The organism is Alteromonas sp. W364, assembly GCF_031846205.1.
GTDB classification, from domain to species: domain Bacteria; phylum Pseudomonadota; class Gammaproteobacteria; order Enterobacterales; family Alteromonadaceae; genus Glaciecola; species Glaciecola blandensis.
Genome location: NZ_JAVRID010000009.1, coordinates 134,932 through 149,134 on the forward strand (window position 1 = coordinate 134,932; position 14,203 = coordinate 149,134).

General features: G+C 43.9%; 8 protein-coding genes. 6 read left to right on the forward strand and 2 right to left on the reverse strand.

Going from position 1 to position 14,203, the window contains the following annotated elements; all coding sequences use genetic code 11:
- Positions 1 to 17: 17 nt before the first annotated feature.
- Positions 18 to 4,472, forward strand: a complete 4,455-nt coding sequence (locus RM556_RS14660; protein WP_311374955.1) for an EAL domain-containing protein — start codon at positions 18 to 20, stop codon at positions 4,470 to 4,472.
- 695 nt (positions 4,473 to 5,167) lie between these two features.
- Here RM556_RS14660 and fadJ read toward each other — a convergent pair.
- Both fadJ and fadI read right to left on the reverse strand, forming a co-directional pair.
- On the reverse strand, positions 5,168 to 7,276 hold the full coding sequence (gene fadJ / locus RM556_RS14665; protein ID WP_311359796.1) for a fatty acid oxidation complex subunit alpha FadJ: 2,109 nt from the start codon (positions 7,274 to 7,276) through the stop codon (positions 5,168 to 5,170).
- Positions 7,276 to 8,586: an acetyl-CoA C-acyltransferase FadI gene (gene fadI / locus RM556_RS14670; RefSeq protein WP_311359795.1), complete on the reverse strand. Its 1,311-nt coding sequence runs from the start codon at positions 8,584 to 8,586 to the stop codon at positions 7,276 to 7,278. Before fadI ends, fadJ begins: the two co-directional genes overlap by 1 nt.
- A gap of 291 nt (positions 8,587 to 8,877) precedes the next feature.
- Between fadI and RM556_RS14675 the strand changes: the two genes are divergently transcribed.
- Genes RM556_RS14675 through RM556_RS14695 form a run of 5 tightly spaced genes read left to right on the forward strand, consistent with a single transcriptional unit; the run spans position 8,878 to position 14,202 of the window.
- Positions 8,878 to 9,834, forward strand: a complete 957-nt coding sequence (locus RM556_RS14675; protein WP_311359794.1) for a MoxR family ATPase — start codon at positions 8,878 to 8,880, stop codon at positions 9,832 to 9,834.
- 34 nt (positions 9,835 to 9,868) lie between these two features.
- Positions 9,869 to 10,831: a DUF58 domain-containing protein gene (locus RM556_RS14680; protein ID WP_311359793.1), complete on the forward strand. Its 963-nt coding sequence runs from the start codon at positions 9,869 to 9,871 to the stop codon at positions 10,829 to 10,831.
- Positions 10,828 to 11,307 (forward strand): DUF4381 domain-containing protein, encoded by a 480-nt coding sequence (locus RM556_RS14685; RefSeq protein ID WP_311374956.1) that lies wholly within the window; start codon positions 10,828 to 10,830, stop codon positions 11,305 to 11,307. Before RM556_RS14680 ends, RM556_RS14685 begins: the two co-directional genes overlap by 4 nt.
- Positions 11,300 to 12,319 (forward strand): VWA domain-containing protein, encoded by a 1,020-nt coding sequence (locus RM556_RS14690; protein WP_311359791.1) that lies wholly within the window; start codon positions 11,300 to 11,302, stop codon positions 12,317 to 12,319. The genes RM556_RS14685 and RM556_RS14690 overlap by 8 nt, the downstream gene beginning before the upstream one ends.
- The gene (locus tag RM556_RS14695) at positions 12,316 to 14,202 is read left to right on the forward strand and encodes a tetratricopeptide repeat protein (protein WP_311374957.1); all 1,887 of its coding nucleotides are present in this window, start codon (positions 12,316 to 12,318) and stop codon (positions 14,200 to 14,202) included. The genes RM556_RS14690 and RM556_RS14695 overlap by 4 nt, the downstream gene beginning before the upstream one ends.
- Position 14,203 lies beyond the last annotated feature (1 nt).

Sequence of the window (14,203 nt, forward strand, 5' to 3'; positions counted from 1 at the left end):
AGAAATGGCTCATTTTAATGATGCTTATCAGCATGCAGTTTCTGTTTCCAGCGACGGCACGGGTCCTCACCAACCTAAATTTTGAACACCTTTCAGCACAAAACGGCTTTTCTCAAAGCCAAGTCAAACAAACACTTGAAGATAAATATGGTTTCATATGGATTGTGTCGAATGACGGGCTCAGTAAATACGATGGATATAGCAACAAAGTCTACAGTGCTGACGCAGCTAATCCTCGTTCTATTCCAAGTAACAATATCACTCGTATTCTGATAGATAACCAAGACAATTTATGGGTAGCAACTGATCAAGGCTTAGGGGTATACGACTACAACACAGATAGCTTTTCAGTCATCAATAGCGAAAATAGCATCATCAAAGGGAATGAAATTACCAGTCTCGCCAGCGCTTTTGGTAAGGAGATTTATTTCACGGTGCAAAACTCAATGTACCGCATTAGCGCCCAGAGTCGAAAAGTTACACAAGTTATTAGTCAAAGTCCATTTCCAACAAATATCACTTACATCAAAGATGAAAACTCTCGTATTTGGATCAACTCGGTTTATGGCGGTATATATATTTTTGATAAAATATCTAGCCAATTGTTCGACTTAACCAAACAAAACCCATGGAATTTTACACTCCCTAAAGTCAACATCAACAAAATAGAAGTTGTTGGCAATAAGTATTGGATTGCAACGAATCGCGGTTTATTGAGCTTAGATTCAAGCACCAATACACAAGAGTTGCTGAATACTCAAAGCAACCCAGATATGCCATCTGATGCAGTGAACGATATTGTTTTTGACGGTGAAAGCCTTTGGATTGCCAGCAATCGTGGCTTGGTAATTACCGATCGCAACTCAGACATCCATACCATTATCAACCACAACAATGCTTTTTCTAGTGGCTTGCAAGACAGTAACATCACCAGTATTTTTCTTTCTCGTATGGGAACGGCTTGGTTAGGTACTGCAAGTGCAGGTTTGCATAGTTTCCATCCTGCTGCCAGTCCTCTCAAGCTGTATAAGCCTGTTGAGGGAGATAGTAAAAGTTTATCGGGTCGTCAGGTTATCGGGTTCGCGAAATCAAATAATCAAGATATTTGGGCAGCTACTCGCTTAGATGGCCTCAACAAATTCAATCAGAAGCAAGGTTTTTTCACCCAGTTTCCCATTCAAACCAAAGCGATGATCAATGACATTGAGATTGATGCTAACAATAAGGTTTGGCTTGCGTCGAATGATGGGATTCATAGTTACCGCATTGAGAATGACGCTCTAGTTTTTGAAAACCAAATTCACGCAAATAAGTCATTTAGCCAAGTAAGTCTTTTCCAAAACAAGTTATGGGTTTGGCATCAAGACAAAGGTTTGTCGAATATCGACACGACCAATTACGAAGAGAATTTTGTTAGTTTGCCTGCAGACGTATCATCTGCGAGTCCTGTTTTTGCTGATGATCGTGGTCAAATATGGTTACAAACAAACGTTGGTGTAATGATCAGTAATCCTGAATCGGCGCAATTCACGCGTCCTAGTGGTTTAGAAGATTTAGGTAACTTAAAGGTCGTGCATGTATATAGTCATCAAGATGCCTACTGGTTAGTCAGTCAAAACAAAGGCATCTTTAAACTGGATAAGGTCAGCCTGACCTTACTTCGCGAAATATCGGGAGAAGATGACAACGCTACAGGCGACATTCGTTCGGCAATTGGCATCGATAATACGATTTGGTATGGCAGTCGACAAGGTATATACAACGTTGATCTAAGCAAAAGTATTATTGTAAAGCGTCGCTCAAAAAGCGCTCTAAGTTTTAACGAACTAAATCGCAAAGCAATCGTCACAACTGAAGACCAAAACCTGCTCATAGGCGGATCTATTGGCATTCATTATTTGCAAACGACGCAAACAAACACCAATAAATATGATGCCCCCATAAAACCCCAATTCTTGGCCTTTAGCGCTCCGGATGTTGATCAATCAGAGAAGCCTATCTCACCTGCTTTCATGTTAAATGACTTCAGTATGGCACACTCAGAAAGCCGTATAAATATTGAGTTTGGTGTAGTAAACAGCATCAATGCTAGTGCAACTGAATATCGTTATATATTGGATGGGCTCGACAAGGACTGGACTTACACGTCGGCGAATAGATTGGCCTCTTATAGTTACTTATCTTTTGGTGACTACATATTCAAAGTGCAAGCACGCATCAACGGTGGAGCGTGGTCAGCCAGCAACGAATTAACTATCGCAGTAGATAAGCCTTTTTGGTTACATACTCGCGCCTTAATTTTCTATGCCTTCTTTATCGTGTTCTTGGTGGTCTATCAGATCAACAAGATGAAATCGCGTAAAACGCGTGATCAAACCCTAACGGAAGATGTTGAACGCTTAACACTGACTCTTTCTTCCAGTGGAGACGAATTATGGGACTGGGATATTATCAGTGGACAAATATATCGCCAAAACACGTGGAATACGATCGACTTCCCACAAGACAGTTTCCGCAGTCATACGACATACGAGAACAACGTTCACGAGAATGATGTTGAACGGTTAACCCAGGCCTTACAAGATCATATCGAAGGTAAAACACAGTTTTTCGAACTTGCCTATAGAGTCAAAACATTCGCGGGTGATTGGGTTTGGGTGCTTGATCGTGGCAAAATTGTCAAACGAGACTCCCACCATAAAGCGCTGCGCATGACGGGCACCTTGAAAAACATAAACCATCTGAAGCAAGCAGAAGAACAACTCAATTTATTTAAAAGCAGTTTTGAGAATATAACAGAAGGTGTTTTCATTGCTGATCATGAGTTTAGGTTCATGTCAGTCAATAGTGCCTACTGTAACTACACCGGTGACACAGTTGAGCAGTCTCTTGCGAGTAAACTGTCATTTAGTCAATACCCTGATGCCTTCACTGAAGAAGTGAAGAAGACGCTGCGCCACAAAGGCACATGGTCTAGTGAAGTGGATGCTATGAGAGCTAACGGTGAAAAATATCAGTTAGAAATGACCATTGATGCTATTCGCAATGAAGACCAGCAGATAAGTCACTACGTAGGTGTATTTTCTGATATAAGCTCTCGCAAAAAAACTGAAAAAGAATTACTCAAATTAGCAAACACTGACCCATTAACGAATTTACCGAACCGTTCGTTCTTCCAGGCTAGTCATGAAAATTTAGTAAGGCGTGAAACCCCACATGCATTGATTTGTCTCGACATGGATAACTTCAAGCGAATTAACGATTCACTCGGTCACCAAACAGGTGATTTACTAATCAAGCAGATTGCTCGAAGGCTAAGCAAAATAACGAGTTCGACCTCAACCACCTATCGATTAGGCGGCGATGAGTTTAGTATGTTGATTGAAGCAACCACAACGGTGCATCGTATTTCACACATCGCTCAAGACGTATTAGATGCTCTTTCTCGCCCTTTCTACATCAACAAGCAAGAGTTTGTACTTGGGGTAAGTATCGGTATTGCGACTTATCCTGAAGATGGCTCAACGCATCAAGAGTTACTCAAGAATGCCGACACTGCTATGTATTTTGCTAAGAACAATGGCGGAAGTAATTATCAGTTCTTTAGCGGCGAGATGAATCAGAATGCGGTTAGACAGTTGCAAATAGAGAACCTAATAAGATTCGGTATTAAAGAAGACTTGTTTAGTGTTTTCTACCAGCCCAAAATTGATATCACATCTGGCAGACTGGTCAGCATGGAGGCGCTTGTGCGCTTTGAGCACCCTCAAAAAGGCATCGTTAGCCCAGGGCAGTTCATTCCTCTGGCGGAGCAGACAGGTCAAATCCTTGAAATAGGTGAACAAGTGTTGCGCAAGGCTTGTATTGATACCAAACGCTGGGTTGATTCAGGTCTGTTTACTGGCCGTGTGGCGGTCAATATCTCCGCCAAGCAGTTTGAATTGCCTGACCTTGATGACAGAATTGAGCGGATCTTGAAGCAGGTTGGCTTATCTCCCCTGCATCTCGAGTGTGAAATTACCGAAGGCACGCTAATGGAAAACCCGGAGCAAGCCTTGAAGATGATGCAGCGCTTGAGAGAAAGAGGGATCCACTTGGCACTGGATGATTTTGGTACGGGCTACTCTTCCCTTGCCTATTTGAAGAAATTCCCTATCCATACATTGAAAATTGACAAAGCCTTTATCGATGATATTGCAACAAGTTCAGTCGATAAGCATATGGCTGAGTCAATCATCAATATCGCTCACAACCTTGGTTTAAAAGTTGTCGCTGAAGGTGTAGAGCATGAGAAGCAACTTGATATTTTGAAGCGTTACGAGTGCGAAATGTTACAAGGTTACTTATTTAGCAAACCTGTAAGCGCCACGAAATTCGAGGCATTGCTAAGTGAAGGGCGTAACATGTCGCATTTACTGAACCCAACGAAACCCAGCCCAATTAGGCCAGGTCTCAAAATTGGTAAACGCTAAAAGCGCAGAAGGATTGTTTTAAGAACGGAGATAGCAGTTGTGAAAACCGCTACTTTTTCGTAAATGTACAGTCTTAGAAATGTTAAACATCGGAAATAACATCGGTCCCATTATAATACCGCCAACGACCCAACGCTTCTTTCCCATCGCATTTTTAACAGCTTCTACATAGTAGTACAAACTACTCGCTAGGAAGCTTATCACTATCAATAAACCCACCATCATGATGTATGCTTCCTCATTTGAAAATTGTATTCGACTCGCCATTAATGTTATCTGAACCGTTGTTGAGATAAAACCTACCGAACGATACCGAAGTATAACATTTTGATTAATAAATAGGCTGAATAATGACTATACCAACTGTATTTTTTGAGAGTTAAGTGTCACGCTTTCGAAACACTGCACTCTCACAAGCTCGTCACCCCCGCAATACCGTCACCCCCCGCAATACCGTCACCACGCAACACCGTCACCCCCGCGGAGGCGGGGGCCCAATGCAAACCATAGTTTTAAATAGATCCCCGCATCCCCGTCCCCCCACAACACCGTCACCCCCGCGGAGGCGGGGGCCCAATACGAACCATAGTTTAAATAGATCCCCGCATGCGCGGGGATGACGTGTAGATTTAGGGATGACGTGCAGATTTTGGGATGACGTGTAGATTCAGGGATGACGATAGATTGGGGACCTTCTAGTAAAAGGTCTTGCCTTCTTCGCTCATACTGACTAACAACTTCGCTGGTGTGTACTTGTCGGAGTAGCTTTCAGCGTAGTGTTCTAAACGTTTAACAACGTGAGCGATACCTAGTTTATCCATATAATTAAATGGGCCACCTAGGAATGGAGGGAAACCTATACCGAAAATAGCACCGATATCGCCGTCTCTTGGGTTTCTAACAACACCTTCCTCTAAGCACATCGCCGCCTCATTAAGCATCATCAGCACACAACGCTCAACGACAGTATCATCCGACATCTTCTTCTCAGGCGTAACGCCAAGTAGTTGATATACTGACTCATCAATATCTTTACCTGGCTTTTTACCGCTGTAATCATAAAAGCCTGACTTATTCTTTTTACCCTTGCGGTCGTTTTCAAGTAGTTTGTCAAAGGCCTCTGGCGCGTTGAATCGCTCACCAAATTGTCCTTTTAATATTGGAATAATCTTCGTTCCAACATCAATGCCCACTTCATCCAACAATTTGAACGCACCCACCGGAAAACCGAACTTAGTAATAGCTTTATCAATAGCGTCTAGAGGTTGCCCTTCTAAGGCAATAAAACCGGCTTCACTCATATAGGGGGCAAGAATACGGTTAACGTAGAAACCCGCGCCGTCTTTAACCACAATCGGTGTTTTACCCTGACGTTTCGCAAACTCTACGGTAGTAGAAATAGTTTGCTCTGACGTACCCTCGTGAGGGATAACTTCCGCTAATGGCATCTTATCTACTGGCGAAAAGTAGTGTAGCCCTACTACATTTTCTGGACGCGCTGCTTTAGCCGCAATCTCGCCAATTGGAATAGAAGAGGTATTCGACGCGAAGATAGTGTTGTCGTTACAATGCTCTTCGATATCAGCAACCATTTTTTGCTTCAAGCCTAGGTCTTCAAACACAGCCTCGATGACCATGTCATTTTGTTTGTAACCGCTATAATCTAAGCATCCACTGAGTCTAGACATTTCATTCTGCATTTCAGTTTTACGCATGAAGCGTCTTTTCACTTTTTTGTTCAAAATGTCGTAAGTATAACGAAGCGCACCAGCAATGCCGTCTGGATTAATGTCTTTGATACGCGCAGGCACTTTGGCTTTAGTCGCTGTGACAAAGGCAATACCCCCACCCATGAGACCACCACCTAAAACACCTACTTTCTTCACTTTCTTAGGCTCAACCCCCTCAACACCAGACTCTTTTTTCATGTCCGTTGTTGCGAAGAAGATACCACGGAGCTGTTTCGACTCAGGCGTCATCACTAATTGGCCAAACAAACGCGCTTCTGTCGCGTAGCCCTTGCGACGGTCATTCAGACCTGTCTCAATACAATCAATGATATACATTGGTGCAGGGTAATTCCCCAAGGTCTTTGATAGCGTTTGCTCGCGTGCTTTTTTGAATAGAATATTGCGACCGAAGCCCGTATCTTCCAATACTTTATTGGTAAGCGATTTTTTGCTTTCACGCTTTTTGATCTTCTTCATTGCAAATTCAACAGCAACATCGACCAATACTGATTCTGGTACCATATCGTCAACGATACCGTATTTCTTTGCCTGCTTTGCCCTTACTGGCGCGCCAGTGAGCATCATCTTCATCGCTTGTTGCACGCCAATGAGCGCAGGTAAACGCTGCGTGCCACCGCTACCAGGTAGAAGGCCAAGTTGGACTTCAGGTAAACCAAGTTGTGTTTTAGGGCTGTCAGAACAAACTCGATAATGACAAGCTAGCGCAAGCTCTAGTCCACCACCCAACGCTGGACCGTGCACTGCAGCGACGAAGGTCTTTTTCATGCCTTCAATGCGATCAAACAACCTTTGGCCTGCCGTAGATAACTCTTCTGCTTCATCGGCCGAATTGCAGGCAGCTAGCATTGAAACATCAGCACCCGCAACGAAAGAATCTTTTTTACCACTGGTTACGACAACCCCTTTAATGTCAGCATCACTTTCTACTTGATCTAGGATTGCTGTTACTTCGTCACCAAAGTCGGCTTTTAAAGTATTCATCGTCTCGCCAGGCACATCCATTGTCAAAATAGCTATGCCGTCTTCACGTTTTGTTAAAGTAAATGCACTCATTATTCAGTCTCCACAATCATCGCTGCACCTAAGCCACCCGCAGCACATGCTGTTAATAGACCAGTACCACCGCCTCTGCGGTTCAATTCGTTAAGCATTTGGGTAATCATACGCGTCCCCGTTGCAGCGAACGGATGTCCATAAGCTAGTGAACTACCCATTACGTTAAATTTATCCATATCAATTTCACCAATCGCCTTGTCACGGCCAAGCTTCTCTTTCGCAAACTTATCGCTAGCAAACATTTTCACGTTCGATAATGTTTGTGCTGCGAAGGCTTCGTGCATTTCGATTAAGGTGAGGTCATTAAGCGTCATACCAGCTCTCTCTAGAGCTATTGGGCTAGCGTAGGACGGCCCCATTAACATGTCTTCCCACACGTCAATTGCAGCAAACGCATAGCTTTTCAAGTAACCGATAGGCTGGTAACCCAAGGCTTTCGCTTTGCTCTCGGTCATCATCACAACCGCTGAAGCACCATCTGTCAAAGGCGTTGCATTTGCGGCTGTTACCGAACCATGCTTTTTATCAAATACAGGGCGAAGCTTTGCGTATCCCTCAAGTTTAGAATCAAAGCGAATATTATTGTCACGAGAAAATGCAGCTTTGAATGGCTCAGGATAAGCTGTCATCACTTCTCCATCAAGATTGCCCGCTTCCCAATTTTGGGCTGCTAAAGTGTGCGAGCGATGCGCAAGTTCGTCTTGAGCATGACGCGAAATACTATGCGTTTTGGCCATTTGCTCAGCAGTCTGTCCCATCGACAAACCTGTTGAGTACTCAGCAACTGCTGGCGGCACTGGTAATAAATCTTTTAAACCAAGCTTCCTAAGCACACTTAACTTCTGACCGAGTGTTTTCGTTTTTTGTAAATCAACTAAAGCGCGACCGAGCTTCTTCGATACACCAATCGGCGAAACGGAGGTTGAGTCTGCTCCACCGGCAATACCTACTTCAATGTTGCCGACGATCATAGACTCAGCAATATTCACAGTAGATTGAAAACTTGTCGCACACGCTCTTGATACACTGTAAGCATCAGTATGCACACCCATACCAGTACCGAGCACTACTTCACGAGCAATATTCGGGGCTTCAGGCATCTGAACCACTTGGCCATAGACAACTTGTTCGATAATTGCTGGATCGATGTCGTTTTTGAGCATTAATTCGTTAACAACCATTTTGGCTAAGTCAACGGCAGGCACACCATGAAAATTTGTGGCCATTTTGGCAAACGGCGTGCGCAAACCTGCAACAATTGCGATACGATCGCCCTGTTGGGTTTTTAAAACTTGTTTATTTGACATACTTTATCCTATAGCCATTAAAATTAATGATGAAAGACGCGCCTGGTCAGACCTCAAACCAGTATTTTGACAAAATCTGAACAAAAATTCAAATATTTGGCTGAACCACACCATCAAAGATATTCAACACGAACAATAAAAAACAGCAAACTGCCAGAACCATTGAGGTTTTTGCGAGTCGAATGTTGAATTCAGAAATAATATCCGCATATAAGAGTAGCAGAAATTCATCACAACCCTGTGTTGATTTAGATTAATTACCCAAAAATAAGAATGAAAGGCTAATAACTGATGGCAGTAGAAGAATTTAAGCAATTGCAGTCCCATTTAAACACGCAAGTTTTGGGGCAACCTTCCTTAACTCTCAGTATTCTCATTGCGCTTTTGGCAGATGGTCACCTGCTGGTCGAAGGCCCTCCGGGGCTCGCCAAAACTCGCGCTGTAAACTCGCTATCAGATGGCATTGTTGCTGACTTTCATCGCGTGCAATTCACACCGGATCTGTTGCCAGCTGATCTCACAGGCACGGATATTTATCGTCCCGAGACCGGTGAATTTATATTTCAAAAAGGCCCTCTCTTCCACAATTTAGTGTTGGCTGATGAAATCAACCGTGCACCAGCTAAAGTTCAGTCGGCACTGTTAGAGGCAATGGCAGAACGCCAAATAACGGTAGGCAACACGACCTACCCTCTTTCCGAACTATTTTTAGTCATGGCAACTCAGAACCCCTTAGAGCAAGAGGGAACCTACCCCTTGCCTGAAGCTCAGTTAGACCGTTTTTTAATGCACGTTGAAATTGATTATCCAGGCGCCGACACTGAGCTAGAGATTCTTAGGCTGACTCGTGGCGAAGCGATTAAAACAGCAAAACCTATCGTTGAGAAACTAAGCCAAGAAGATATCGCAAAAGCCAGAGCAGACATCATGGATATGCATGTTTCACCTGCGCTGGAAAGCTATATCGTTCAGCTCATTATGGCGACCCGCCAGCCACAGAATTACAGTGCGGAGCTTGCAAACTGGATTGAAATTGGCGCAAGCCCAAGAGCAACGATAGCATTAGAACGCTGTGCCAGAGCGCATGCTTGGCTAAATGGGCGCGACTTTGTCGGACCAGACGATGTACAAGCCGTTTTACATAATGTGTTGCGTCACCGCATCATCTTGAGTTATCAAGCGCAGGCTGAAGGTGTTAGCGCTAATTCAGTGCTAGACAACATTCTGAAACTTGTTCCCGTTGGTTAGACTAAATGTTGATTTGAAGTAGGTTGGTAAATCGATGAATCCAATGGTGCCTGAATGGCTGGCTAAATATAAGACCAATGGCGTGGAGTTAACTCTGCCTGAATTATTAGAGTACCGCTCCTTGTCAAACTTACTGAATTTAAGTCCAAGTAGAGATATCGCTGGGGCACTTTCTGGTGGCGACCGCTCCAAAATTAAAGGTCGTGGGATGGAGTTTGATGAAGCACGACACTATCAAGCCGGTGACGACATTCGTAGTATCGACTGGCGCGTAACTGCTCGCACAGGAAAAACACACACCAAAGTATTTAGGGAAGAAAGAGACCGTCCAGTATTTGTGTTTACCGACTTTTCACAATCTATGTATTTCGGTACTGCGTATTTATGTAAATCGGTTCAAGCAGCTCACCTGTCCTCATTGATCACTTGGAATGCTATCCAGCGAGGCGATAAAGTGGGTGGACTAATATTCAATAATGAACAAGATATTGAATTAAAACCCAAAGCACAGGCGAAAAGTGCTTTAACGTTTATGCAAGGACTTGTAGATATCCACCGGCCCAGTTTCGAAGCCAAGAAAGTAGACGCCCAAGCGGTTTTCACTCAAGCAATCCGAAGGCTGCAACATGTGGCGAAACCCGGTGCATTAGTCTACTTAATCAGCGACTTCAATGGCTTATCAGACGAGGCGATGGCCACCATCGGCAATATTAATAGACATTGTGAAATAAAAGCGATGCTAGTGAATGACCCAATGGAAGTTGCCTTGCCACAAACCAATATCAAGCAAAGTTTGAGTGTAACTAATGGCATATCACGCCAACAGATTAACGTGGGCGAGGCACAATCTAGCCAAGACTATGCAGATCGCCAAGCAGCCCATTTCGCAGAGATAAAGTCAGCCTTTGCTCGCTATGCTATCCCGCTGAGAACAGTGTCTGCCGGTCTGCCACTTGAGCTTCAACTGAATAATAGAGATATGGGGGAGTTACTATGAACCCTTTAGATCAAGCATTGGAAAACCTAGCAGATATTAGTGTCGGCAATGAGGTGTCTTACTGGCCCTTGGCTTGGGGATGGTGGGTGTTAATAATCGTTGCCTGTATGACTTTGATTGCAGCAAGCTACGCAACAATAAAGTATCGCCAAAAACGTCGCGTAAAACGCAAAGCACTGCTAACGTTGCGGGCAATTCCATTGACTGAAACAAGCGCTCTAGAGGAAATTCATCGTGTACTTAGAGCGGCATGTATTCACTACTTCCCTAATAAAAATCTGAGCGCGATGCACGGACAAGCCTGGTTGCAATTTTTGTTCTCACAACATGACCTTAACGATACACAAAAAAACACCCTACGTTTATTGACTGAGAGCTTGTACCAAGCTGATGTCAATATTGATCCTGAGTCTGCCAGTAATGCAGTCAATGAGTGGTTGAATAAAGCCCTTCCACCAAGGAGTCAGGATGTTTGAGTTCGCTTGGATTTGGGTATTAGCAGCTTTGCCACTGCCCCTACTAGTCTATTTTTTACTGCCAAAAAAAAACCAATCTGAATCTGCAGCCTTGTTAGTACCAAATTATCTCACTTTGGGGACCAGCAGCACTCAAGCACCTAGGCGCGCACGAGGACGTCTATTGCTAGCAAGCCTAATTTGGTGTTGTTTAGTTGCCGCTGCAGCAAGGCCACAATGGCTCGGTGAACCGATTGCGATCCCAAATGAAGGTCGGGACCTTATGATAGCCGTGGACTTGTCTGGCTCAATGAAACAAGAAGATATGCAAGTGGAAGGTAGCACAGTAAACCGTTTAGTCATGACCAAGCATGTTCTTACAGACTTTATTGAGCGTAGAGTTGGTGATCGCCTTGGCCTGATACTATTTGCTGACACTGCTTATTTGCAAGCGCCACTTACTTTTGATCGCTCAACCGTAGCCACGCTGCTTGATGAGGCGGTGATTGGCCTAGTGGGTGAAAAAACAGCCATTGGCGACGCAGTTGGTTTAGCGGCGAAACGCTATGACAATAAAGAAACCTCTAACCGCGTGCTGATCCTATTAACGGACGGGCAAAATACTGCTGGTAATTTATCACCAGAGCAAGCGAATGAGCTGGCTGTGAATAAAAATATCACGATCTATACTATCGGGGTAGGCGCTGATGAAATGGTCATTAATAGTTTGTTTGGTCGCAGATCGTATAATCCTTCACAGGATCTCGACGAAAAGCTCCTTACGCAACTAGCCGAGAGCACGGGAGGGCAATACTTCAGAGCCAGAGATGCTGAAGAAATGGAACGTATTTATGCCACATTAGATACCCTTGAACCAATTCAAGGAGAAGGTCAAAAGCTCAGACCGCTCACATCTTTATTTTTCTTACCACTTGGTGTAGCTATAATCATTAGCATTTTATACGCCTTAGTTTATCTCTTTACTCAGTGGTTAAGCCGCTCGTCAACACAAACAAAGGGAGAGCAAGTATGATTGATTGGCAAGCATTCCACTTCATTCGTCCTGAATGGCTTTATGCGATCATTCCTTTGTTATTCATTGCATTCTTACTTAGTAAAGTAAATGCGAAAAAAAGTGGATGGCAGGGCTTAGTCTCTTCACACTTATATCAGCACCTAGTCATATCAAAAGACAAAAAAGCGAGTAAACCCCCTTTCTTTTTGCTGGCCTTCGCTTGGATACTTGCATCTGTAGCAATGGCAGGCCCTACATGGGAAAAGCTTCCTCAACCGGTTTATCAAGTTGAAACGGGTAAAGTGGTCATTTTGGACATGTCGATGTCTATGCGCGCCACTGACTTGAAACCAGATCGTTTATCAATTGCTAAGTTTAAGACTATTGATTTGCTCAATATGCTAGACGACGGTGAAGTAGGTTTAGTCGTCTATGCTGGCGATGCATTTACTGTCAGTCCATTGACAGCTGACCCAAGCAATATCACAGCCCTAGTGCCAAGTTTACGCCCTGAAATAATGCCTATTCCTGGCAGCGTACCAATTATTGCCTTTGAAACGGCTGAGCAACTGCTGGCATCTGCGGGCTACACAAAAGGCGAGATTTATTGGATATCCGACGGTATAGACCCTGAAGATGTTGAAGAGCTTCGTGAATTTGTTAGCCGCTCCCCTTACCGCTATTCAGCCTTGGGCGTGGGTACGAAAGTTGGTGCTCCAATAAAGCTTTTAGACGGTGGCTTTCTCAAAGACACTAGAGGTAACATTGTTCTGCCAACACTACAAAGTGACCTATTCAATCAGGTTATTGGCAATACTGCTGGACGCTACACCCCAGTTCAAATCAATGACAGCGATATTGAAAATATGCTGTTATCACCTCTAGTACTCGAGCAAGATCAAGTCAATAATGACATTATTGGTGAAGGTGACCAGTGGCAAGATATGGGCGCATTCATCGTACTCCTCATTCTCCCCTTTGCATTGCTGGCTTTTAGGAAAGGTCTATTAGTCGTTACATTGGCATTCACATTTATGCTGCCTTCAGAACAAGTATTTGCACAGCAATGGTACGACAAAGTTTTTAAGAATGCAGACCAGCAAGGCGTTGACTCATATCAAAATGAAGATTACGAGACCGCCAGCCAATTATTTAAAAACCAAATGTGGAAAGGTGCGGCTTTATACAAACAACAAAATTATGAAGCGGCCTTAGAAGCGTTCCAACAAGTTCCCGGCGCTGAATCTCACTACAATCAAGGAAATACTCTAGCCAAGCTCGGTCAACTACAAGACGCAATTGCTCAATTTGAAAAGGCCTTAGCGCTTCATCCTGGTCATGCGAACGCAATGGCGAATAAAAAACTCATTGAAGAACTCCTAGAGCAGCAAGAGCAACAGGAAAAGCAGGACTCCGAAAACTCTGATCAAGACTCTTCTGGTGAGCAGAATCAACAAGAACAGCAAGACGGTCAGCAGCAAGATGGTGATCAAAGCCAAAACGGCGAGCAGAACCAGCAACAAGACCAAGGCTCAGAGCAAGGCGATGATCAAGAACAAGAGTCTGAGTCGCAACAAAGCGGCAATAACGGCGAACCCAAAGATGAGCAGGGACAAGAACAACCAGAACCAACAGAAGAACAACAAAACGAACAAGAGCAAAATGCACAACAGGCTGGTGAAGAAGCCGAGAACGAGAAACCCGAAGAACAACAAGCAGCTGTTCAACAGGTATCTGAAGAAGACATGACGCCAGAGCAGCGGGAACAAATGCAACGAATGCAAATGCTAATGAACAAAGTACCCGATGACCCTGCATACTTATTACAGAGAAAAATGCTTTTGGAATCACAACAACGTCGTAGAGAAAGACTTAATCGCCCAAATAAGAAGGATTGGTAAG

Excerpts from the sequence above, each read along its gene's own strand:
- RM556_RS14685 (WP_311374956.1), top strand. The coding sequence starts at position 10,828 with ATGAACCCTTTAGATCAAGCATTGGAAAACCTAGCAGATATTAGTGTC.
- RM556_RS14680 (WP_311359793.1), top strand. The coding sequence starts at position 9,869 with ATGAATCCAATGGTGCCTGAATGGCTGGCTAAATATAAGACCAATGGC.
- RM556_RS14675 (WP_311359794.1), top strand. The coding sequence starts at position 8,878 with ATGGCAGTAGAAGAATTTAAGCAATTGCAGTCCCATTTAAACACGCAA.
- RM556_RS14660 (WP_311374955.1), top strand. The coding sequence starts at position 18 with ATGATGCTTATCAGCATGCAGTTTCTGTTTCCAGCGACGGCACGGGTC.
- fadI (WP_311359795.1), bottom strand. The coding sequence starts at position 8,586 with ATGTCAAATAAACAAGTTTTAAAAACCCAACAGGGCGATCGTATCGCA.
- RM556_RS14695 (WP_311374957.1), top strand. The coding sequence starts at position 12,316 with ATGATTGATTGGCAAGCATTCCACTTCATTCGTCCTGAATGGCTTTAT.
- fadJ (WP_311359796.1), bottom strand. The coding sequence starts at position 7,276 with ATGAGTGCATTTACTTTAACAAAACGTGAAGACGGCATAGCTATTTTG.
- RM556_RS14690 (WP_311359791.1), top strand. The coding sequence starts at position 11,300 with ATGTTTGAGTTCGCTTGGATTTGGGTATTAGCAGCTTTGCCACTGCCC.